Source organism: Modestobacter sp. VKM Ac-2985 (assembly GCF_026967925.1).
Taxonomy (GTDB): domain Bacteria; phylum Actinomycetota; class Actinomycetes; order Mycobacteriales; family Geodermatophilaceae; genus Modestobacter.
This window is the reverse complement of the sequence record NZ_JAPVBI010000001.1, coordinates 1,495,831-1,517,697: the sequence shown is the minus strand read 5'-3', so window position 1 is coordinate 1,517,697 and position 21,867 is coordinate 1,495,831. Positions and strand designations below refer to the sequence as shown.

Annotated in this window: 19 protein-coding genes and 1 other RNA gene; 8 read left to right on the top strand and 12 right to left on the bottom strand. The window is 74.8% G+C overall.

Annotated elements, in window-relative coordinates; translation table 11 throughout:
• Positions 1 to 12 precede the first annotated feature (12 nt).
• Positions 13 to 357, top strand: coding sequence for a hypothetical protein (locus tag O2V61_RS07260; protein ID WP_269182630.1), 345 nt, complete (start codon positions 13 to 15; stop codon positions 355 to 357).
• A gap of 41 nt (positions 358 to 398) precedes the next feature.
• On the opposite strand, the gene O2V61_RS07255 is transcribed toward O2V61_RS07260, so the two are convergent.
• Positions 399 to 806, bottom strand: coding sequence for a YkvA family protein (locus O2V61_RS07255; RefSeq protein ID WP_269182629.1), 408 nt, complete (start codon positions 804 to 806; stop codon positions 399 to 401).
• Between the two features lie 110 nt (positions 807 to 916).
• On the opposite strand from O2V61_RS07255, the gene O2V61_RS07250 reads away from it, so the two are divergent.
• The 3 genes from O2V61_RS07250 to O2V61_RS07240 all read left to right on the top strand — a co-directional run bounded on the left by O2V61_RS07250 (position 917) and on the right by O2V61_RS07240 (position 4,852).
• Positions 917 to 3,202 carry a putative bifunctional diguanylate cyclase/phosphodiesterase gene (locus tag O2V61_RS07250; RefSeq protein WP_269182628.1) on the top strand — a complete coding sequence of 762 codons (2,286 nt, stop codon included), beginning with the start codon at positions 917 to 919 and terminating at the stop codon, positions 3,200 to 3,202.
• Between the two features lie 124 nt (positions 3,203 to 3,326).
• Positions 3,327 to 3,533, top strand: coding sequence for a hypothetical protein (locus O2V61_RS07245; protein WP_269182627.1), 207 nt, complete (start codon positions 3,327 to 3,329; stop codon positions 3,531 to 3,533).
• A 188-nt stretch (positions 3,534 to 3,721) separates the two neighbouring features.
• Positions 3,722 to 4,852, top strand: coding sequence for a TerC family protein (locus tag O2V61_RS07240; RefSeq protein ID WP_269182626.1), 1,131 nt, complete (start codon positions 3,722 to 3,724; stop codon positions 4,850 to 4,852).
• Positions 4,853 to 4,860: 8 nt separating this feature from the next.
• On the opposite strand, the gene rnpB is transcribed toward O2V61_RS07240, so the two are convergent.
• The 3 genes from rnpB to O2V61_RS07225 form a co-directional block, all read right to left on the bottom strand.
• Positions 4,861 to 5,261: RNase P RNA component class A (gene rnpB / locus O2V61_RS07235), an RNA gene on the bottom strand.
• A gap of 43 nt (positions 5,262 to 5,304) precedes the next feature.
• Positions 5,305 to 6,033 carry a PIG-L deacetylase family protein gene (locus tag O2V61_RS07230; RefSeq protein WP_269182625.1) on the bottom strand — a complete coding sequence of 243 codons (729 nt, stop codon included), beginning with the start codon at positions 6,031 to 6,033 and terminating at the stop codon, positions 5,305 to 5,307.
• 17 nt (positions 6,034 to 6,050) lie between these two features.
• Positions 6,051 to 7,583: an MFS transporter gene (locus O2V61_RS07225; RefSeq protein ID WP_269182624.1), complete on the bottom strand. Its 1,533-nt coding sequence runs from the start codon at positions 7,581 to 7,583 to the stop codon at positions 6,051 to 6,053.
• Between the two features lie 88 nt (positions 7,584 to 7,671).
• Here O2V61_RS07225 and O2V61_RS07220 point away from each other — a divergent pair, with 88 nt between their 5' ends.
• A complete protein-coding gene (locus O2V61_RS07220; protein WP_269182623.1) occupies positions 7,672 to 8,679 on the top strand; it encodes an Lrp/AsnC family transcriptional regulator in 1,008 nt (335 codons plus the stop codon).
• Here the strand turns inward: O2V61_RS07220 and O2V61_RS07215 are convergent, their stop codons facing one another.
• The gene (locus O2V61_RS07215; protein ID WP_269182622.1) at positions 8,680 to 9,039 is read right to left on the bottom strand and encodes a DoxX family protein; all 360 of its coding nucleotides are present in this window, start codon (positions 9,037 to 9,039) and stop codon (positions 8,680 to 8,682) included. It abuts the gene before it with no gap.
• 25 nt (positions 9,040 to 9,064) lie between these two features.
• On the opposite strand from O2V61_RS07215, the gene O2V61_RS07210 reads away from it, so the two are divergent.
• Positions 9,065 to 9,820 carry a sulfite exporter TauE/SafE family protein gene (locus O2V61_RS07210; RefSeq protein WP_269182621.1) on the top strand — a complete coding sequence of 252 codons (756 nt, stop codon included), beginning with the start codon at positions 9,065 to 9,067 and terminating at the stop codon, positions 9,818 to 9,820.
• Positions 9,821 to 9,826: 6 nt separating this feature from the next.
• Here the strand turns inward: O2V61_RS07210 and nadA are convergent, their stop codons facing one another.
• From nadA to O2V61_RS07180, 6 genes are all read right to left on the bottom strand, one after another.
• Complete coding sequence (nadA, locus tag O2V61_RS07205) at positions 9,827 to 10,837, bottom strand: quinolinate synthase NadA (RefSeq protein WP_269182620.1); 1,011 nt, start codon at positions 10,835 to 10,837, stop codon at positions 9,827 to 9,829.
• Between the two features lie 89 nt (positions 10,838 to 10,926).
• A complete protein-coding gene (locus O2V61_RS07200; RefSeq protein WP_269182619.1) occupies positions 10,927 to 12,021 on the bottom strand; it encodes a bifunctional RNase H/acid phosphatase in 1,095 nt (364 codons plus the stop codon).
• A complete protein-coding gene (locus tag O2V61_RS07195) occupies positions 12,018 to 12,758 on the bottom strand; it encodes a zinc ribbon domain-containing protein (protein ID WP_269182618.1) in 741 nt (246 codons plus the stop codon). The genes O2V61_RS07200 and O2V61_RS07195 overlap by 4 nt, the downstream gene beginning before the upstream one ends.
• A 77-nt stretch (positions 12,759 to 12,835) precedes the next feature.
• On the bottom strand, positions 12,836 to 13,693 hold the full coding sequence (locus O2V61_RS07190; RefSeq protein ID WP_269182617.1) for a Nif3-like dinuclear metal center hexameric protein: 858 nt from the start codon (positions 13,691 to 13,693) through the stop codon (positions 12,836 to 12,838).
• Between the two features lie 67 nt (positions 13,694 to 13,760).
• The gene (locus O2V61_RS07185) at positions 13,761 to 14,879 is read right to left on the bottom strand and encodes an L-dopachrome tautomerase-related protein (protein WP_269182616.1); all 1,119 of its coding nucleotides are present in this window, start codon (positions 14,877 to 14,879) and stop codon (positions 13,761 to 13,763) included.
• A gap of 36 nt (positions 14,880 to 14,915) precedes the next feature.
• A complete protein-coding gene (locus tag O2V61_RS07180) occupies positions 14,916 to 15,410 on the bottom strand; it encodes a GNAT family N-acetyltransferase (protein ID WP_269182615.1) in 495 nt (164 codons plus the stop codon).
• Between the two features lie 185 nt (positions 15,411 to 15,595).
• On the opposite strand from O2V61_RS07180, the gene O2V61_RS07175 reads away from it, so the two are divergent.
• On the top strand, positions 15,596 to 16,033 hold the full coding sequence (locus O2V61_RS07175) for a hypothetical protein (protein WP_269182614.1): 438 nt from the start codon (positions 15,596 to 15,598) through the stop codon (positions 16,031 to 16,033).
• A gap of 9 nt (positions 16,034 to 16,042) precedes the next feature.
• Here the strand turns inward: O2V61_RS07175 and O2V61_RS07170 are convergent, their stop codons facing one another.
• The gene (locus O2V61_RS07170; protein WP_269182613.1) at positions 16,043 to 19,804 is read right to left on the bottom strand and encodes an ABC transporter ATP-binding protein; all 3,762 of its coding nucleotides are present in this window, start codon (positions 19,802 to 19,804) and stop codon (positions 16,043 to 16,045) included.
• A 103-nt stretch (positions 19,805 to 19,907) separates the two neighbouring features.
• Between O2V61_RS07170 and O2V61_RS07165 the strand changes: the two genes are divergently transcribed.
• Positions 19,908 to 21,866, top strand: coding sequence for an FUSC family protein (locus tag O2V61_RS07165; protein WP_269182612.1), 1,959 nt, complete (start codon positions 19,908 to 19,910; stop codon positions 21,864 to 21,866).
• The last annotated feature ends 1 nt before the right edge of the window (position 21,867 follow it).

The following is a 21,867-nucleotide window of genomic DNA, read 5'->3' as shown; positions in this document are numbered from 1 at the left end:
GAAGGAGCCGGGATGTCCGAGCGCGACAGCCTCCCGTTGCCCGACTACGACCACCTCCCCGTGGGGAGCCTGACCTCACGCATCCGCACCCTGGACGTCGACGGCCTGCAGACCGTGCTGGCCTACGAGAAGTCGCACGCCAACCGCGTGCAGGTCGTCTCCGCGATGAACCACCGGCTCAGCGAGCTGCAGTCCGGCGCCCAGCCCTCCGGCGGCGCACCGGACGGCACGCAGCCGGAGGCGGCCCCGGCACCGTCCGGTGGCTCGCCGGTCTCCGAGGCGACCACCGGCCCGACGATCAACCCGCCCTCGCAGGGCGTCCCGACGAACCCGGCCCAGCCCCGCCCCACCGGCTGAGCCGTGCCGTCCCGGGGCCGGCTGGACCGGCCTCGGGACCGTCAGTCCCGGTGGACCGGGACGGCCGGGCCGAGCAGCCGCTCGATGATGCGGCGATCCCCCGGCCAGGCGTCCAGCAGCACCTCTCGGGGGACGCGGCGGGCGGCGTAGCGCAGGGCCAGCGCGACGACCACGACGTCGTCCAAGGGCCCGATCACCGGCAGGAACTCCGGGATCAGGTCGATCGGTGAGAGCACCCACAGCCCGGCGAGCAGGAGCACCACCTTGGCCCGCCGCGGGACTGCGGGGTGCCCGCGCAGCCGGCGGACGGCGGTGGCACACGCAGGGATGAACCGGGCGAGCTCACGGGCGGCGCCCGGCGGCAGCGTCCGGGCCAGCACGATCAGCAGGGCCCAACTGAGCAGCAGCCCGGCCACGGCCACCCCGAGTCCGCGTGCCCAACCGTCCACGCCGTCATCCTGGCCCCACCCGTCACCGACGGTCCGGCGGGCCTGCTCCCGACGGGTGAACTCGCGGCGTCGGCCTCCACCCCACGCCCCGCGGAGCCGATCACCCCCGCATGTCCGCCGTCCCCCGCCCGCGACTCCTCCCGGGAGCCCCGCGCTGGGCCCTGGTCGTCGTGATGGCCGCGGCAGCTTCGGTGGCGGTCGGTCTGGCCGACCCCGGCGCGCCCTCCCTGGCGAGCGCAGTCATCTCCCTGGGCGGTTCGGTCGCCCTGTGCGTCGGTGTCGGTGCGGCACTGAACTGGCGCGCCCACCGGATCGGGCCCGAACGGGAGCTGTGGACCCGGCTGGGGCTGGCGGCCATGGTCACCGCCCTCGGGTTCGCAGCGTCCCGGGTGCTCGAGCTGTTCGACGTCCCTGCAGCGGTTGCCGCCCTGCCCGCCGGCTGGGCTCCCGTGCTGTCCTTCCCTCTCGCCTACGCCGGTCTGGTCCGCTGGAACCGGTACCGGACCAACCTCGCCGACCCGAACGACGTGCTCAACGGCCTGGCCGCCGTGCTCGCGGTGGTCGCACTGCTGGACGTCGTCCTGGACCGCGCCGACAGCCCGGTGAGCGCGCTGCCGTGGTGGCAGCTGCAGCCGCTGCTGGCCCAGCACGCCGCGCTGTTCGTGCTCGCCGGGACCGCGCTGTCCATGGTCTTCCTGGGGGCGATGGGCCGGGACCCACGGACCTGGCTGGTGCTCGCGGCGTTCATCGTGCCGCTGTCCGGCGTGGCCATGACGACCGCCGGCAGCTCGGCCACCGGGTGGCCTGCCCTGGCGCCCGTGGGCGGTCTGCTGTGTCTGGTCCTGGCGGCGCTCCGGCACCCGGCCCCCTCGGAGCCGCAGCCGACCGACCCGACCGCCTCCACCGTCGGGGCGTTCGTCGTGATCGCCGCCTCCACCGCGATCCTGGTGACCGGTGCCGTCAGCCACTCCACCGCCCTCGCCACCTGGTGCGCTGCGGCGGCCGCCACCGGTTCCAGCATCCGGCTGCTGGTCAACGTCCGGGAGCTGTCCCAGCTGGAGGTGAGCCGCCGCGAGGCACTGACCGACGACCTCACCGGGCTGGCGAACCGCCGGGCGGTGCTCCGCCGGGTCGAGGAGCTGTGCGGAGACGGTGAGCCGGTGGCGCTGGCCCTGCTGGACCTGGACAAGTTCAAGGAGGTCAACGACGGTCTCGGCCACGCGGCCGGTGACGACCTGCTCCGGCTGGTGGCCGACCGGCTGCGGTCGGCCCTGGGCATCGGCGAGCTGCTCGGCCGCCTGGGTGGCGACGAGTTCGCCGTCGTCGCCCGGGCCGACGGTCCCCGGTCCCCCGCCGACCGGGCCCTGCTGCTCGGCACCCAGCTGGACGCCCGGTTCGCCGAGCCCTTCGAGGTGGGCGGGCTGACCCTGCACGTGGCGGTGAGCATCGGGGTCACCCACCGTGACGCCGGCTCCTCCGCCGGGGACGCCGGGAACGTCACCCGGGCATCGCTGCTGCGACAGGCCGACGCCGCCATGTACGACGCCAAGCGCTCCGACGTCAGCGTGGTCGTCTACGACCGGACCCGGCACATCGACAGCAGCGGGCGGCTGGCCCTGGTCGAGGAGCTGCGCCGGGCGCTGGTCACCGGGGAGCTGGTGCTGCACCACCAGCCGCAGGTCGACATCGCCACCCGGCGGGTCGTCGGTGTGGAGGCGCTGCTGCGCTGGGCCCACCCGGTGCGCGGCCTGCTGGGACCGGCGGAGTTCCTCCCGCTGGCGGAGGTGCACGGGTTGATGGGCGCGATCACCGACGAGGTGCTCACCCAGGCGGTCGCCCAGGCCGCCCGCTGGCGGCAGCAGGGCCGCGACCTGCGGGTCTCGGTGAACCTGTCGGCGAGCAACCTGCTCGACACCCGGCTGCCGCAACGGGTCGCGGACCTGCTCCGCCGCCACGACCTGCCCCCCTCGGCACTGGTCCTCGAGGTGACCGAGACGGTGCTGCTCAGCGATCCCGACCGCAGCCTGGCCGTCGTCGGCGCGCTCGCCGACCTGGGCACGACGGTGAGCATCGACGACTTCGGCACCGGCTACGCCTCGCTGACCTACCTGCACCAGCTGCCGGTCGCCGAGCTGAAGCTCGACCGCTCGTTCACCGCCGACCTGCTCACCGACGCCCGGGCCGCCGCCATCGTCTCCAGCACCATCGCCCTGGCCCACGACCTCGGGCTGCGGGTGGTCGCCGAGGGCGTCGAGGACCCTGCGACGCTGCTGCACCTGCGCGCACTGGACTGCGACGAGAGCCAGGGCTTCCTGCACTCCCCGCCGCTGCCGGCTGCCGAGCTGGAGGAGTGGCTGACCGTCCACGAGCGGCAGCGGGCCGACGTCCGGGCCTGAGTCCCGCCGATGACGTGGTGCCTGCGGGACCGGAGACGCCTCGTGTGCCCCTCGGGACGGCGGTGAGACGACACGGTGCCGCAACGTGCGGAGAACCGCTGGACGGTCTGCCTACCGTCCGTCCATGCGCGAGAAGCGACTCCCCCCGGTCCCCCAGCCCACCGCCCGGCTGCAGCAGCTGACGCTCATCGCCGCCGCCCGGGTGAGCGCCTGCCGGACGGCGTCCAGCCAGCAGATCACCGACATCGTGCGGGTCACGGTGGACGACGAGGTCGACACCACCACGTTCCGGGCGATCGTCGCCGAGGTCGGCGGCGACGCGCTGCGCTGACCATCGGGCGGACGCCGGGCGGCCAGGTGCCGCCTGGGGCCACGAGCCGGTTTACAGGCCTGAGACGACGGGCAGGAGCCGGACGATCCCGGCTCTCGTAGTGGGGTCCCCGCCGCATCCAGTAACCGGTGCCCAGGCAGGGGTCCGCTGCGCGTGGGTGCGCCCACGGCTGTGGCGCGAGGAGGACCATGACGACGACCGCACCCGGCGATGCCGTGCTCGCCGCTCTCCCGGAGGCCCCCGCGTCGACGTTGGAGACGATCGGCACGCCCGTCCTGTGGGCGGCGACCATCGGCGCCGTCCTGGCCCTGCTGGTGCTCGACTTCGTGGTCACCCGCCGGCCGCACGCGGTGTCCATGCGCGAGGCGGTGGGCTGGTCGGTCTTCTACGTCGCGCTGCCGCTGGCCTTCGCCGTCTTCATCTGGCTCCAGTACGGCTCCCAGACCGGGTTGGAGTACCTGACCGGCTACCTGGTCGAGAAGTCGCTCTCGGTGGACAACCTGTTCGTCTTCATGCTGCTGCTGTCGGCGTTCGCCGTGCCGGTCGAGCTCCAGCAGCGGGTCCTGCTCTACGGCATCGTGGGTGCCCTGGTGCTGCGCGGGATCTTCATCGCGCTGGGGGCGGCGGCCCTGCAGAACCTCAGCTGGGCCTTCCTGCTGTTCGGGGCGATCCTGCTGCTGACCGCGGTCAAGGTGCTGCGCGACCAGCGGTCCGGGCACGGCAACGAGCTCGACATCTCCTCGATGCGGTCGGTCAGGCTGCTCCGGCGGCTGATGCCGGTGACCGAGACCTACCACGGGCCCCAGCTGTTCATCCGGGAAGCGGGCAAGCGGACGGCGACCCCCTTCGCGCTGGTGGTCGTCGCCGTCCTGGCCACCGACGTCGTCTTCGCCGTCGACTCGGTGCCGGCCGTCTACGGCATCACCGGCGACCCGTTCCTGGTGTTCGCCACCAACGCCTTCGCCCTGCTCGGGCTGCGGGCGCTCTACTTCGTCCTGCAGGGCGCGCTCAGCAAGCTGGTGCACCTGGGGTACGGCCTGGCCGCCATCCTCGGCTTCATCGGCGTCAAGCTGGTCCTGCACTGGGCGCACGGGGTCTGGCCGGAGACGCCGGAGATCCCGACCCTGGCGTCCCTCGGGGTCATCGTGGGGATCCTGGCGCTGGTGACCGCGACCAGCCTCTACGCGACCCGGGACGACAGGCGCGGGGAGGAGCACCCGGAACACCAGACCGGCCACGTGAGCCACCCCGGTGGGCAGCCGCGGGCCCAGCGGACGGACGATGCCGCCGACGCCTCCCGGGAGGGAGGCGGCGGCTGAGGGGGCGACGGACGAGTCGGCCTGTACGCCGGGTTCTGTCCCCGGGCGCCTCGCGGCGTCCCGATGAGCGGCCATCCATCTAGGCCTGCCGTTGCCGACAGGCTCGAGCGGTCCACCCGCAGGCTCGGGCGGGCAGCCCTCGAATGCCTGCGCAGGACGGCGGCGGACCGCCGTCCCTTTTCGACCTTGCTCCGGGTGGGGTTTACCGAGCCACACCGGTCACCCGGTGTGCGGTGGTCTCTTACACCGCCGTTTCACCCTTACCAGTGCGAGCACTGGCGGTCTGTTCTCTGTGGCACTGTCCCGCGGGTCACCCCGGGTCGCTGTTGGCGACCACCCTGCCCTGTGGAGCCCGGACGTTCCTCGGCGGCAGGGTCTCCCCCACCGACGCGACCGCCCAGCCGACTCGTCCGTCGTGCCGGCAGCCTACCCCGGCCGCCCTCGGGCGGGGCTCAGCCCCAGTAGAGCCGGAAGCCGACCTGCCGGCCGCCGTCCTCGGTCAGGGTCGCCATGTCGACCTGCCGGCGGGCCTGCTCCTCGACCGGGTCGTCGGACAGCGCCTCGAGGTAGCGACGGTGCTCGACGAGGGAGGCGACGGCGGTCTTGACACCGGCGCTGACGTCGACCACGTGCGGCGGCGGGTACCCGACCGCGTGCACGGCGACGTACTGCACGCCCGACCACGGCGTCTCGGCCAGGTCCGGGAAGATCCACTCGTTGCCCGCGTCGGCGACGGCGTCCAGCAGCGACCGGGTGAGCGCGCGGTGGTCCGCGGAGTTCAGCGCGCCGGGGGTGACCTCCGGCGGGGTCCAGGTGTCCCCGCCGTGCATGACCACGACCAGGTCGGGCCGGTGCCGACGCAGGGCCCCGGCGAGGTCGCGGCGAAGCTGCAGGTCGGCGACGAGCACGCCGTCGGAGTGGTCGAGGAACTCCACCTCCGAGACGCCGACGACGGCGGCGGACCGGCGCTCCTCCTCCTCGCGCAGCGGACCGGCCTCGGCCGGGGACAGCCCGGCGATGCCGGCCTCCCCGCGGGTGGCCAGCAGGTAGTGCACCTCCTTGCCCGCCGCCGTCCACACCGCGACCGCGGCCGCGGGGCCGTACTCGATGTCGTCAGGGTGCGCGGCGACGACGAGCGCACGCTGCCAGTCGTCGGGGAACGGGGCGGGAGCGGAGGCCATCCCCGGAGTCTGCCCGCTCAGCGCGCCGGCTCCGGCTCCGGCTCCGGCGCCGGCTCCGGCGTCCGCGGCCCGCCCGGGTTCGGCGCCGCGGCCCGCACCAGCCACAGCACCAGCAGCCCGCCCACGATGCCGGCGCCACCACTCACCCAGAAGACCTCCCGCAGCCCGCTGGCATAGGCGCTGCCCAGCAGCTCGGCGAGCCCGGCGCGGTCCGCGGCGGGCGCGGAGCCGACGAGCTGACCGGCCTGGCCGGCGGTCAGCGCGGAGGCGGTACCCGCGGGGTCGGCTGCGCCGGCGTCCCGGAGCACGCCGGCCGCCTGCGCGGTGAAGACGCTGCCGAGCACCGCCACGCCGAGGGCGAACCCGAGCTGCCGGGCGGTGTTCACCGCACCCGAGGCCATCCCGCTGCGCTCACGCGGCACCGTGGCCAGGGCCGAGGACGCCAGCGACGGGTTGGCCACCCCGACCCCGATGCCCAGCACGGCCAGCCCGGGGACGAGCACCCGCCACGAGGAGTCCGCCTGCACCGACGCCATCAGCAGCGCGGCGACACCGATGACGATGATCCCGCCGCCGACCACGAACCGCGGGGGCAGCGTCTGGAGCCACCGCCCGGCGACGGCGGCGACGACGAAGCTGATCGCCGAGAGCGGGATGAACACCAGCCCGGCCTGCAGCGGCGAGAGCCCGAGCACCGACTGCAGCCACAGCGAGATGTAGAGGCTGTTGGCGAAGGCGGCGGCGTTCAGCAGCAGCGCGCCGAGCATGATCCCGGTGAAGGACCGGTTGGCGAACAGCCGGACGTCGAGCATCGGGGCCCGGCGACCGAGCTCGACGCGCACCCAGGCGGCCAGCACGAGGACACCGGCGGCCAGCGGCCCCCAGGCGACCGGGGCGCTCCAGCCGTCGGCGGCGGCCCGCACGAGGCCGAAGACGATCCCCGAGGCGCCCAGGGTGAACAGCACGATGCCCGGGACGTCGGGCCGTGGCGCACCCGGCTGGCGTGACTCCTGGACCGCCATGAGGGTCAGCACGACACCGAACACGCTGATCGGCAGGTTGACGAAGAAGATCCACCGCCAGTCCAGCTCGGTCAGCAGACCGCCGAGGATGGGGCCCAGGGCCGCGGCCGCCCCGACGACGGCCCCCCAGATCCCGAAGGCGGTCCCGCGGTCGCGCCCCTCGTAGCTGGTGTTGATCAGCGCGATGGTGGTGGCCAGCATGGCCGCCGCCCCGATGCCCTGCACCGCCCGCGCCCCGATCAGCAGCTCAGCACTGGGGGCCAGGCCGCAGGCCAGCGACGCTGCGGCGAAGAGCGCCAGCCCGATCAGGTAGAGCCGGCGCCGCCCGTAGAGGTCGGCGAGCGACCCGGCGCCCAGCACCAGGGCCGCCAGCGCGAGGGCGTAGACGTCGACGACCCACTGCAGCTGGCCGAAGCTGGTGTCCAGGTCGGTGGCCATGTCGGGCAGTGCGACGTTCACGATCGTGACGTCGATGAGGAGCATGAACGTGCCGGTGCAGATCGCGACCAGCGGCAGCCACTTGCGCATGCTCACACTGTGCAACGGATCCACGACGAAGCTCGCCTCGGCCGGCCGCTGCTGACGGGATCCTCCATCTCAGCGGCCGTGGTGCAGGATGGCGACCGTGCTCGACGCCCTGGACCGCCAGATCGTGCACGCCATGCAGGTCGACGGCCGGGCTCCCTTCAGCCGCATCAGCGCCGCCCTGGGCGTCTCGGAGCAGACCGTGGCCCGCCGGTGGCGGCGGCTGCGCGCCGACGGCGTGGTGCGGGTGCTCGGGCTGACCACCCCGGAGGCCACCGAGCCCAGCTGGCACATCCGGATGCGGGTGCAGCCGGCCGCCGCGGGCGCCGTCGCCGAGGCCCTGGCCCGCCGTCCCGACGTCTCGTGGGTGAGCCTGACCGCCGGCGGCGCGGAGATCACCTGCTCGACGCGGCCCCGCACCGCCCGCCAGCGCGACGCCCTGCTGCTGGACCGGCTGCCGCGCACCGTCCAGGTCATCGACCTGGCCGCCTTCTCGGTGCTCCACTCCTACGTCGGCGGCGCCTACGAGTGGACCGACTTCGACGACCCGCTCAGCGCCGAGCAGATCGCCGCGCTGGGCCCCGACTCGGCCCGGGCCGACCCCACCCCCGTGGTGCTCGACCCGGAGGACGAGCTGCTGCTGGCCGCGCTGGCCACCGACGGCCGGCTCAGCTGGGCCGAGCTCGCCGGGGTCACCGGCTGGTCGGAGAGCCGGGTGGCCCGGCGGGTGGAGGCGCTGCGTTCGGCCGGTGCCCTCTACTTCGACCTGGAGATCGCCACGGAGCTGCTCGGGCACCCGGTGAGCGCGCTGCTCTGGCTCGGCGTCGCCCCGAAGGACATCGCCCACGTCGGTGAGTCCCTGGCCCGCGCACCGGAGACCGGCTTCACCGCCGTCGTCACCGGCCCGGCCAACCTGATGGTCGCGGTGACCTGCCGGGACACCGCCCACCTGTACCGCTTCCTCACCGACCGGGTCGGCGCCCTGCCGGTGCGCACGCTGGAGACCTCGACGGTGCTGCGCCGGGTCAAGCAGGCCGGCAGCCTGATGGACGGCCCGCGGCTCACCGACCCCGAGCCACCCCCGGTCCGCGGCCGCTGATCAGCGGCCGCGGGCGACCCGCAGGGCGGCGCCGAGCATCGGCGCCTGGAGCGGGATCCGCGCCACCGCGACGGCCAGCTTGCCCGGCTGGTGCCGGAACGCCCGCAGCGTCTGCGCGTGCGCGGGCAGGACGCCGACCAGCACGGCCACCGCGGCCCAGCCCCCGATCCGGCGGGTCCGCGGGACGGCGAGCAGGGCAGCCGTGGCCAGCTCCGCCACCCCGCTGCCGGTCACCCACGGCCGCGCCGGCCCCAGCTCCGGGGGGATCATCCAGTCGTAGGTCTGCGGGCGCACCAGGTGCACCGCGCCCGACCCGGCCATGCCGGCGGCCATCACCAGTGCGCGCACGTGGTCCCTCATGAGCCGGACAGTAGGCTCCGCGCCCGTGTCCGCTGTCGACCTGCTCATCGCCGCAGGGGTCGCCCTCCTGGCCGGCGGCATCAACTCGATCGCCGGCGGCGGGTCGCTGATCCTCTTCCCCGTGCTGGTCGCCCTGGGGCTGGGGACGGTGGCGGCCAACGTGACCAACTCGGTCGCCCAGTGGCCGGGCTACATCGGCGGGGTGCTCGGCTTCCGCAAGGAGTACAGCGGTCAGCGGAGCCGGATGATCCGGTTCTCGGTGGTCGCGGTGCTCGGCGGCACGGTGGGGTCGGTGCTGCTGCTGACGACGCCGACCGAGGCCTTCGACACCGTCGTCCCCGTGCTCGTCTTCCTCGCCAGCACGCTGCTGGCCTTCCAGACGATGATCACCAAGCGGCTCAAGAAGCAGCCGGAGGGCGTCGTCCACGTCGACCCGGTGTGGCTGTACGTGGCGCTGTTCCTGGCCACCGTCTACGGCGGCTACTTCGGCGGCGCGCTGGGCGTCATCCTGGTCGGCGTCCTGGGGTTGGGCCTGGGTCGGCTCAAGCTGGCCAACGCGATGAAGAGCGCGATCTCGCTGGTCACCGCCTCGGTGACGGTCGTCGTCTTCGGCATCTGGGGCCCGGTGGAGTGGGCCTACGTCGCCGTCTGCGCGCCGGCTGCCCTGCTCGGCGGGTTCCTCGGCGCGAAGGTGGCGACCCGCATCCCGACCACGCCGCTGCGCGTGCTCATCGTGGCGTTCGGCATCGGGGTGTCGATCTACCTCTTCCTCCGCACCTGAGTTCCGCTACTCCCCACCGCGGCCGGGCTCGCCGATCGCGATCATCGCCTCGACCGCCCGCCGGGCGCGGGCCGCGGTGTCCGGGTCGACGTCGATCGCGCCCTCGCCGGTGCGCAGCGTGTGCAGCAGCTTCGCTGGGGTGATCATCTTCATGTAGCGGCAGGCGGCCCGGGCGTTCATCGGGATGAACTCGGTCGTCGAGTTCAGCGACCGCAGCTGGTGCAGGATGCCGATCTCGGTGGCCACCAGCACCTGTCCCGCGGTGCTGGCCGCGGCGGCGGTGGCCATGCCCCCGGTCGACAGCACCCGGGTGCGGTCGGCCGGCAGGTCACCGTGGCTGACCAGGTCCAGCACCGAGGTGGTGCACCCGCACTCGGGGTGGACCAGGATCTCCGCGTCGGGGTGGGCGGCGATCTGCGACCGGACGTCGGCCGGGCTGATCCCGGCGTGCACGTGGCACTCCCCCGCCCAGATCGAGATGTTCTCCCGGCCGGTGACCCGCTTGACGTGGGCGCCGAGGAACTGGTCCGGGAGGAAGAGGATCTCCTGGTCGGCGGGGATCGACCGCACGACGTCGGCGGCGTTGGACGACGTGCAGCAGATGTCGGTCTCGGCCTTCACCGCGGCGGTGGTGTTGACGTAGCTGACCACGACGGCGCCGGGGTGCTCGGCCTTCCACTCCCGCAGCTGCTCGGCGGTGATGCTGTCGGCCAGCGAGCAGCCGGCGGCGAGGTCGGGCAGCAGGACGGTCTTGTCCGGCGACAGGATCTTCGCCGTCTCGGCCATGAAGTGGACGCCGCAGAAGACGATCTCGCGAGCTTCGGTCTCGGCGGCGACCCGGGAGAGGTACAGCGAGTCGCCGGTGAAGTGGGCGACGTCCTGGATCTCGGGGACCTGGTAGTTGTGCGCCAGGACGACGGCGCCGCGCTCGTCGGCCAGCCGGCGCACCTCGGCCGCCCACGTCTCGTACTCGGCGGCGGACATGGTGCGGTCATCGGCGGCGACGGTCGCGGTCACAGCGCTCCTCAGGAAGCCGGGTTGAAGTACCAGTGAGTGCAACGCCGGGGGCCACCGGCGGCTTCCCGGGCGGTCGACCCAGGTGCCGGTCAGCCCAGGTGTGAGGTGTCGTTGACCAGCCGCACCGAGGTGCGGCCGTCCGACGACCAGGTGACCGTCGACAGCGACGCGGCCTCCAGGAACACCCGGTGCACGATCTCGTCCCCGACGCCGAGCCCCGCGGCCAGCAGGAGCTTGATCGGGGTCACGTGGCTGACCAGCAGCACCGTCTTCCCGGCGTGCCGGTCCAGGATGCGCACCCGGGCCCGGGCCACCCGGGTGGAGACGTCGGCGATGGACTCCCCACCCGGCGGGCGGACGTCGGTGGCACCCGACCAGCGCCGGAACGCCAGCGGGCTCTTCGCCTGGGCCTCGGCCGCGGTAAGACCCTCCCACGCGCCGAAGTCCAGCTCGCGCAGGTCGGTGTCGACCTCGACCGGGACGCCGAGCACCTCCGCGGCCGCCTCGGCGGTCTGCCGGGTGCGCTGCAGCGGGGAGCTGACGATCACGTCGATGCCCCGCCCGGCCAGGTGCCGGGCGGCGGCTGCGGCGTCCGCGCGCCCGAGCTCGGACAGCGGCAGGTCGCTGCTGCCACTGAACCGACGCTCCGGCGTGTGCTCGGTGCGCCCGTGCCGCAGCAGGTGGGTCACAGTGACGACGACGGGTGCGGGCTCGGCGGCCGGCTGGGTGTCGTCCTCGACCACCACCGGCTCGGTGGCCAGGTCGCGGCGCACCGGCCTGCCGTCCATCGCGCTGTTGGCCAGTGCGTCGGCGGCGCTGTTCTGCGCCCGGGGGATCCAGGTGTAGCGCACCGAGCCGAGCTGTCGGGCGATGTCCCGGGCCTGCACCGCGAGCTTCTTCATGTCCGGGTGCTTGATCTGCCAGCGGCCCGACATCTGCTCCACGACCAGCTTGGAGTCCATCCGGACCTCGACGCTCGAGCTCGGGTCGAGGTCGAGGACGGCCTGCAGCCCGGCGACCAGACCGCCGTACTCGGCGACGTTGTTGGTGGCCCGCCCGACGGACTCGGCCCGCTCGGCGAGCAGCCGGCCGGTCTCCGCGTCCTTCACCAGCGCGCCGTACCCGGCCGGTCCCGGGTTGCCCCGCGACCCGCCGTCCGCCTCGACGATGAGTCGGCGGCTCACAGCCCGGACTCGGCGGTGCGGACCAGGACCCGGTTGCAGTTCTCGCAGCGGAGCACCGTGTGCGGGTCGGCGTTGCGGTAGGAGGCCAGCTCGGTGCCGTAGAACTCGATCCGGCAGCCCTGGCAGCGACGGGCCTTGAGCTCGGCGGCGCCGGTGCTGCCGGTCTGCGCGGCGACCCGGTCGTAGACCTTCAGCAGGTCGGCGGGGACGGTGCCGGCGATCTCGTCGCGCTTGTCCTGGTGCTGCTGGGTGGCCTCGGCGATCTGCGCCAGTGCCTCGTCCCGCCGCTGCTCGGCCTGCTCCTGGTCGGCCTGCGCCCCGGCCAGCCCGCCCTGCGCCGTGGCGAGGGCGGAGTCGGCGGTCTCGCGGCGCTCCATCAGCTCGAGCACCTGGTCCTCCAGGTCGCCCTGACGCCGACGCAGCGACTCCAGCTCGTGCTGGAGGCTGGTGATCTCCTTGGGGGTGGCCCCGCCGGAGTCGATCCGCGACTGGTCGCGGGCGGCGCGCTGCCGGACGGTGTCGACGTCGGCCTCCAACCGCTTCTGCTCGCGGTCGAGGTCACGCACCTCGGTCTCGGCCCGGACGACGTCGTCGAGGAGGGCCCGCTGCGCCTCCTGGGCGGCATCGACGGCGGCGAGTTCGGGAAGGGTGCGCTTGCGGTGGGCGAGTTGCGCGAGGGCGACGTCCTCCGCAGCGAGAGCCAGCAGCTTCTGCTGGTCGAAGTGGTCAGCCTGCACGGGCTCAACCTACCCGCGCCGCGGGGGCCGCCGGACCACCCGGCCCGGCCCGCTCGGCGGCAGCCCGACCTGGTGCGTCAGCGGCGGGGAGGGCTGTCGACGCGGAACGTCCACGGGTCGGTGCGCCGGCCGGACACGGTGACCCGGACCTGCCCACCCAGGTCCCGGTGCAGCAGGTCGGCGGCGACCGGCAGCCACGGCCACTCCGACGCGTAGTGCGCCACGTCGCAGAGAGCCGGTCCGGGGACCTCGGCCGCGTCGACCGCCGGGTGGTGCTTGACGTCGCTGGTCAGGAAGACGTCGGCGCCGGCGTCGGTGGCCGCGGCCAGCAGGGAGCCGCCGCTGCCGCCGCAGACGGCGACGGTGCGCACGGGCCGGCCGGGGTCCCCGACGACCCGCACGCCCCCGGGTGTGGTGGGAAGCGCGGCGGCCACCTGCTCGGCGAACCGCTGCAGGCTGGTCGCCTCCCGGAGCACCCCGACCCGGCCGAGCCCGGCCCCGGGGGTGGCCGCCGGCTCCAGCGGCACCGCGCCCACCAGCCCCACGGCCGCGGCCAGCGCGTCGTTGACGCCGTGGCCGGCGGCCCGGTCGGCGTTGGTGTGCGCGACGAACAGCCCGATGCCGGCGCGGACCAGCCGGTGCACCAGGCGGCCCTTCGGGTCGTTGGCGGGCACGCCGTGCACCGGGGTGAGCAGCAGCGGGTGGTGGGTGACCACCAGGTCGGCGCCCAGCTCGATCGCCTCGTCCACCACGGCGGACGTCGGGTCGACGGCGAACAGCACCGAGCGGACCACCTCGGCGGGGTCGCCGCACACCAGCCCGACGGCGTCCCACGGCTCGGCGAGCGCCGGGTCGTACCGGGCCTCCAGCGCGGCGGTCACCGCACCCAGGGGGCGGCCGGAGCCGCTCCGCTCCCCCACCGCCGGACCACTCATCGCCCACCTCGCACCGCGGCTGCCACGGGAGGGGACTGTAGGGCAGCGCCCTCCCCGGCCACCGCCGTCACCGGAGGCGGACCGGACCGGCCCCGATCGGGGTGCGCAGCAGCAGGTAGGGGTACCGGCGCTGGTCGACGCCGCCGGCGTAGCGGGCCTGCCGGTGCAGCTGGTTGGCGGTGACGTAGAGGTGGCCGTCGGCGGCCACCGACATGGTGTCCGGCCACAGCAGCCGGGGGTCGTGCACGACGGTCTCGATCGTGCCGTCGGGGCGGCGGCGCAGGATCGCGTTCTGCTCCCCCGCGGTCGCGTAGAGGTTGCCGGCGTCGTCGGTCTCCAGGCCGTCCCCGGCGCTGCCCTTGTCGCCCTCGTCGACGACGGTCGCCGCCACCGCGTCGTCGTCCAGGCTGCGGTCGACCAGCGCATCGGTGGCCACGCTGTACCAGTGCCGGGCGGCCAGCGGGCAGTACCAGAGCCGCGCGCCGTCGGCGGAGATCGCGATCCCGTCCGAGCCCATCGCCACCGGCTGCGGCTCGGCGTCGGGCTCGGGCTGCTCCAGGAACGGCCGGCCCTCCACCATGAGCAGCAGCTCCGGCGGCACCTGCGCCTGGGTGGAGGGGTGGTCGCGCAGCCGGCGCCAGGAGTCACCGCTGGCCAGGTCGACCACGATGATCGCGTTCTCGCCGGAGTCGGCGGAGTCGGTGATGTAGGCGACCCCCGCCTCGCCCCGGCGCAGGTCGAACCGGACGTCGTTGAGGTACGTCGTCTCCAGGGCGGTCTCCCGCGGGAGGACGATCGTCTGCACGACGGTGTCGGTGCCCAGGTCGATGCAGACCAGCTTCGGGCCACCGATCTGGGTGGGCTGGAAGAGCGGGGAGCCGGTGTCGAGCACCCAGAGCCGGTCGGCCGGGTCGACGACGATGCTCTGCACGCTGACGAAGGCACCTCGGTCGTCGTCGCCGGAGGGTGAGTTCCACGCCTCGTCGGGGAAGGCGACGACCTCGCCGTCCCGGATCTCGGCGACCGTGGCGCGCACGTCGTCGCCCCACTTCGGGAAGTTCACGAAGACCCGGCCGGTGTGCGACACCGAGACCCCGGTCGGCATCGGCCCCTCGGTGAAGGCGTGCACCACCTCCAGCTCACCGGAGGTGCGATCGGTCTGCAGGTCGGCGGCGCTCGGTGTCATGGACCCGTTGTGCCCCGCCCACCGTCGGCTGCAACCTCAGGCGGTCGGCCGGACCATGACGACCCGCGGCCCGTGCCGGTCCAGCCCGAGCTCGGTCTCCCGGCGGCGCAGCGCCTGCAGCCCGGGGGTCAGCTCGGAGGTCACCACCCAGCCCTGCCGGGCGTAGAACGGGGCGTTCCACGCGACGTCGGCGTAGGTGAGCAGCGTGACCCGGTCGGCTCCGTGGCGCCGGGCCGTGTCCAGGGTGGCGTCCAGCAGCGCGGTGCCGATGCCGCGCCGACCGTGCGCCGGGTGCACCGACAGCTGCTCGAGGTGGACGGCGCCGTCCACCAGCTCCAGGACGGCGAACCCGGCGACCGGGCGGCCGGCGACCAGCACCCGCCAGGCGCGGGCGCGTTCCGCGGCGGACGCCGGCGCCGGGAGGCCGGTGATGCCCAGCGGCCAGAAGAGCTCGTCGGCCGCGGCCTCCACCGCCGCCAGCTCGGCCAGGTCCGCGTCGTCGGCGTCCCGCACCTGCCCACGGGCCGACATGTCGACACCCTGACACGTCGCGCAACCGACTTCTCGCCCGCGGCTGCACCGCTCGTCGCCTCGCCGAGTGCGCAGAACTGGTCGCTGACACGCGCCGACGCGCCGGGGCGGGCGGCACGAACTGTTCACTCGCGACGGGGCGCTCCTCCTGGTGAGGACCAGCTGCACCTGTCAGCGTCGACCGCATGAGCGTTCCCACCGGGGAAGACGTCAGGACCCCGCAACCGCCCCCGCCGGTGCACGGCCGCCGGGTCGCGCTGCTCGCCGCGATCGCCGTGCTGGCGGTGGCCCCGTACCTGGCCGGCGTCCTCGTGCCCTACTACGTCAACGACCTCGATGCCGTGCCGCTGGCCGAGGTGGCCGGTGGAGCACACGACCCGAAGGACCTCTGGCCGCACGGCACCGCCGGTGGCCTCGTCCAGCTGGCCGGCCTCCTCTCCCTCAGCCTGACCCCGATCGGCCTGGTGGCCGTGCTGGTCGCCGCCCTGAACGGCCTCTTCCGTCGGCGGCCCACCCCGGTGCTGGCCGTCGGCCTGGGCCTGGTGACGCTCGGCTGCCTCGCCGGGCTGGCGTTCTTCCTCTCGCCGCTGGGCGGTGCGCTGATCAGCTGGCGACTGGACTGAGGACGGCGCTCAGTCCATCAGTGGGTCGGCGTCCTCGTCGGCGGTGTAGGCCGCCCACAGCGCCGCGTAGGCACCACCGGCGGCCAGCAGCTCCGCGTGCGGCCCGACCTCGACGACCCGCCCGCCGTCCAGCACCGCCACCCGGTCGGCGCGGGCCGCGGTGGTGAGCCGGTGCGCCACCACGAGCGTCGTCCGCCGCCGGGCGACGACGTCGGCCGCCCGGGTGACGGTCGCCTCGGTGGCCAGGTCCAGCGACGCGGTCGCCTCGTCCAGCAGCAGGACGTCGGGGTCGACCAGCTGCGCGCGGGCCAGCGCCAGCAGCTGCCGTTGCCCGGCGGACAGCGACCGCCCGCGCTCCCCCACCCGCGTCCGGTAGCCCTGCGGCAGCCCGGTGACCATGGCGTGCGCCCCCACCGCACGGGCGGCGGCCTCCACCTCGGCGTCCGAGGCGTCGGGCCGGCCGTAGGCGATCGCGTCGCGCACCGTGCCGGCGAACAGGAACGCCTCCTGCGGGACGACGCCCAGCCGCGCCCGGTACTGCAGCAGGTCCAGCGAGCGCAGGTCGGCGCCGTCCACGCAGACTGCCCCGGACGTCGGGTCGTAGAAGCGGGCGACCAGCTTCACCACCGTGGACTTGCCCGCCCCGGTCTCGCCCACCAGCGCCAGGGTCTCCCCCGGCGCCACGGTCAGCGAGACGTCGCGCAGCGCGGGAGCGGGTGCACCGCGGTAGCTGAACGTGACGTCGACCAGCCGCACCTCCCCGCGCAGCCGGCCCACCGGTGCGGGGTCGGTCGCGGCCGGGGTGGAGGTCGGCGTCCGCAGCAGGCCGCGCAGTCGCCGCAGCCCCACGGAAGCCTGCTGGTAGCTGTCGAACACCTGCGAGAGCTGCTGCACCGGGGAGAAGAAGGTGTTCACGTACAGCACGAAGGCCAGCAGCACGCCGGCGGTGATGTCGCCGTCGGCCAGCCGGGCGGCCCCCACCGCCAGCACCGCCGCGGCGGCCACCTCGGAGAGGAACTCCACGAACGGGAAGTAGGTGGCGATGTACCGCTGGGCCCGCAGCCGCACGTCGCGGTAGGCCTGCGCGTACCCGTGGAAGACGGCGGTCGAGTGCTCGCCCCGGTCGAAGGCCTGGGTCACCCGGATGCCGGCGACGTCCTCCTGCAGCCGGGCGTTGACCGCGCTGACCCGCTCCCGGGCCTCCGTGTAGGCCGGCACCGACCGGGACCGGAACCACACGGTGGTCACCACGAGCACCGGCAGCGACGCGACGAGCACCAGGGCCAGCACGACGTCGTAGAGGAAGACCACGACCAGCACCCCGATCAGGGTGAGCACGCTGATCACCGCCGTGGTCAGCCCGGTCTGCAGGAACGCCGACAGCGCGTCGACGTCGGTGGTCATCCGGGTCATGATCCGGCCGCCGAGCTCGCGCTCGTAGTAGTCCAGCCCGAGCCGCTGGAGCTGGGCGAAGGTCTTCACCCGCAGCGTGTAGAGCAGCCGTTCACCGGTGCGCCCGGTGAGCCACGCGGCCCCGCGGGCGACCACCAGGCCGACGGCGACCACGGCCAGCGCGATGCCGGCGACCCCCAGCAGCAGGGACGTCGACCCGGCCGTGATCCCCCGGTCGACGCCGGTGCGCACCAGCGCCGGGATCGCCAGCTGGGCCGCGGTGTCCAGCGCGACCAGCACCAGCGCGCCCGCCAGCGGCCACCGGAACGGCCGGATCAGCCGCCACAGCGAGAACTCCCGGTCCCCGGCGCGGGCGCGCTCGGCCGGCACGTCCGGGTCGTCGACCGTCGGGGGCAGCCGGTCGACCAGCTGCCGCAGCGCCGGAGTGGGCGCCGCGGCCGCCATCGCCGAGCCCCGGCCGCCGATGGAGGGGGTCGCGGGCTGTGCGGCGCCGTCGTCCTCGGCGACCGGCTCGGGCTCCGGCCAGGCGGCCGGGGTGACCGTGCCGGCCGGTGGCGTGTCGTCGACCTCCGGCTCCCCGCCGGTGCCCGACAGCAGCAGCCGGTACAGCGGTGAGCGCGCCTCCAGCTCCGCCGCGGTGCCGACGTCGACCACCCGGCCGGCGTCCAGCACGGCCACCCGGTCGGCCAGCGCGAGGGTGGAGCGGCGGTGCGCGACCAGCAGCGTCGTCCGGCCCCGGACGGCGCTGCGCAGGGCGACGTGGATCCGGGCCTCGACCGCGGCGTCGACCGCGGACGTCGCGTCGTCGAGCACCAGCACCCGCGGGTCGGTGAGCAGCGCGCGGGCCAGGGCGACCCGCTGCCGCTGCCCACCGGAGAGGGTCAGCCCCTGCTCGCCGACGACGGTGTCGTAGCCGTCGGGCAGCTCGCTGATGAAGCCGTCCGCCTGGGCGGCGCGGGCGGCGGCCCGGACCTCGGCGTCGCCGGCGTCCGGGCGGCCGAAGGCGATGTTGGCGCGCACCGAGTCGGAGAACAGGAAGCTGTCCTCGAAGACGACGCCCAGCGCGCCGCGCAGCTCACCGATGTCCAGGTCCCGGACGTCGCGGCCGCCGATCCGCACGGCACCGGCGGAGACGTCGTAGAAGCGCGGCAGCAGGCTCACCACGCTGGACTTGCCCGATCCCGAGGTGCCGATCAGCGCGAGGGTCTCCCCCGGCTCGACCCGCAGCGACACCTCCGACAGCACCGGCCGGCCCGGCCCGTACCCGAAGGTCACCTCGTCCAGCTCCAGCGGCAGCGGCCCGGCAGGCAGCGGGTCGGCGCCGGACACCACCGTCGGGCGGGCATCGACGATCTCCAGCACCCGCTCCACCCCGGCCCGCGCCTGCTGCCCGATGGTGAGGACGGCGGCGAGCTGGCGCACCGGCGAGACGAGGACGGCCAGGTAGGTGGCGAAGGCCAGGAAGGTGCCCAGCGTGATCGACCCGCGCAGCGCCAGCCACCCGCCCAGCGCGAGCACGCCGACCTGGCCCAGTGCGGGGACCGCCTGCAGCAGCGGGTTGTAGCGGGCGGTGAACCGGACCACCCGCATCCGGGCGCCGAACAGCCGGCGGGCGCCCTCGTCGAGCCGGTCCAGCTCCCGGTCCTCCTGCCCGAAGCCCTTCACCACCCGCACCCCGGTGACGGCGGCCTCGACGTCCCCGGCCACCGCCCCGGCCTGCTGCTGAGCGGCCCAGTTCGCCGGGAACAGGTCCTGGCGGGAGCGCAGCGCCAGCCACCACAGCGCCGGCCCGACGGCCAGCGCGACCAGGGTGAGCAGCGGGGAGAGCCAGGCCATCACGCCGAGGGAGACGACGAACAGCAGCGCGTTGCCGGTCAGGTTGGGCAGGAAGGCCAGCAGCCCCTGCACGAGGGTGATGTCGCTGATCGAGCGGCTCACCGCCTGCCCGGTCTGCAGCCGGTCCTGCCCCGGCCCGTCCAGCCGGGACAGGGCCGCGGCGACGTCGTTGCGCAGGTCCTGCTGGACGTCCAGCGACAGCCGGCCGGCCAGGTAGCGGCGGACGAAGCCGGCCGCGAAGCGGAACACCCCGGCCAGCACGAGCGCGACGATGAAGGGGGTGACGTCGACGGCCGCCCCCGACTCGGTGCCGGCCACGACCCGGTCGACCACCTCGCGGGTCAGCAGCGGCACCCCGGCGGCGATCACCGAGCCGATCAGCGCCGCCCCGAACGCGCCGATCAGGTCACGCCGGTGCCGCAGGCAGTAGCCGACCAGCCGGCGGAACCAGCCACCCGCGGGCACCGGTGCGGTGGGATCGGCGGGCCGGGCGGCGGCGGTCTGCTGGACGGTGGCCGTCACCGCCGGACCAGGCCGGTGCAGCGGTGGTCTCCCGGGCACGGCACGTCGTCCAGTGTGCGTCGTCCTGGGCCGGTGCGCCGCGCCCGGGTGGGAGGCTGCTCCCGTGGCGGAGCGGGGGTTGCGGGCGCCGGCCTGGCTCGAGGAGCTGGTGCACACCAGTCCGGCGAGCGTGCCGTGGCGCGACGTCACCCGCTTCGCCCTGGTCATCCCCGGCCCGCTGGCCCTCGCCCTGGCGGTCGGAGGCGTGCAGGGACCGGCGGTGGGGGCCGGGGTCTTCGCCACCATGGGAGCGCTGGCCGCGACGCTGGCGCCGCAGTCGGGCCCGCTCCGGGTCCGGTTGCGCCGGGTCGCCGCGGCGTCGCTGCTGGGCGGGGCCGGCCTGCTCGTCGGGCAGGGCCTGACCGGCGGCGGCTGGCAGCCGGTGCTGCTGATGGTCGTCGTCTCGGCGATCGCCGCCCTGCTCAGCTCGATCAGCGGGGCCTTCTCCCTGGGCGCCCTGCAGCTGCTCATCTACACCGCGATCTCCTCCGGGCTGGAGACCGAGCTGTCGGCCGGCGTGGAGCTCGGGTTCTTCCTGGCCGGGGCGGCGTGGGGCGCCCTCGCCGTCCTGGTGCAGGCGCGCACCGAGCCGCTGGACCCCGACCGGTCCGCGGTGGGAACGGTGTTCACCCGGGTTGCCGAGCTGCTCGAAGCGATCGGCACCGACCGCACCGAGGCGGCCCGCCGGGAGCTCACGCTCGCGCTGAACGCCGGCTACGACCGGGTGCTGTACGCGCGCAGCCGCTCGGCCGGCCGCAGCCGGGAGCTCGCCGAGCTGGCCGGGGTGCTCAACGCCGCGGCACCGCTGGTGGAGGGTGCGGTGGCCAGCGCCCGGGGCGGGGTGCCCGCCGACTCCCGCGACATCGGCGCCGCGCACGCCCTGGCCACCGCCGTCACCAGCCGCCGTCCGGTGCTGGGCGAACGGCCGCCACCGGTCGAGGACGCGCCCGCGCCGCGCCGGGCGGTCCGGCACGGCCTCCGCCTGGTGTGGCACGTCGTGGGCGACCCGGAGCAGCGGGCCTCGGCGGCGGTCGTGCGCGCCGAGCGCGAGTGGCGGGTCCGGCTGCACGACCTGTTCGACCGGACCCTGGGCAACGCCGACTCCCGCGCCTTCGTCGTCCGGCTCACGCTGTGCATGACGGTCGCCGAGATCGCCCGCCAACTGCTGCCCATCGAGCGGCCCTACTGGGTGTTGCTGACGGTCGCCATCGTGCTCAAGCCCGACTACGGCTCGGTGTTCACCCGGGCGGTGCAGCGCGGGGCGGGCACGCTGCTCGGGGTCCTGATCGGGTCGCTGCTGCTGACCTTCCTGGAGCGGGACGCCTGGGTGCTGCTCCCCCTGGCGCTGTCCGCCGGTGCACTGCCCTGGGCCCGCAGCGGCAACTTCGGGCTGTTCTCGGTCTTCCAGACCCCGCTGATCATCCTGCTGCTGGACCTGGCCACGCCCGGTGGTGCCGGGCTGGTCGGTGCCCGGCTGGTCGACACGCTGATCGGCTGCGGGATCGTGCTGGTCTTCGGCTACCTGCTGTGGCCGCAGACCTGGCGGGCCCCGCTGGACGATGCGCTGCGCAGCGCGACCCTGGCGCTGGACCGCTTCGTCGAGGCCGCGTTCACCGAGGGCCCCGAGGCCACCCGCCGGGCCCGCCGAGGCAGCTACCGGGCGCTGACCGAGCTGCAGACCCAGCTGCAGCGCCGGCTGGCCGAGCCGCCCCCGATCAGCAGCCGGGCGGCGGCCTGGTGGCCGGTCATCGTCCAGCTGGAGCGGGCGTCGGACGCCGTCACCGAGGCGGTCATCGCGCTGCGGTCCGGCGAACCGGCCCCCGACGCGGCGCAGGTCGGCGTGCTGCGCAAGGCGATCCGCGAGCTGGAGCAGGACCTGCGCGAGCACCGCGTCCCCGACGACGCCGAGATCCACGCCGACGGCGTCCTGGCCCCGGTCGCCCGGGAGGTGGACGCCGCCCGGCGGCTGATCCGGGAGACGACCCCGGGCCGGCGGTCCGGCGTCCGCGGCACCGAGGACTGAT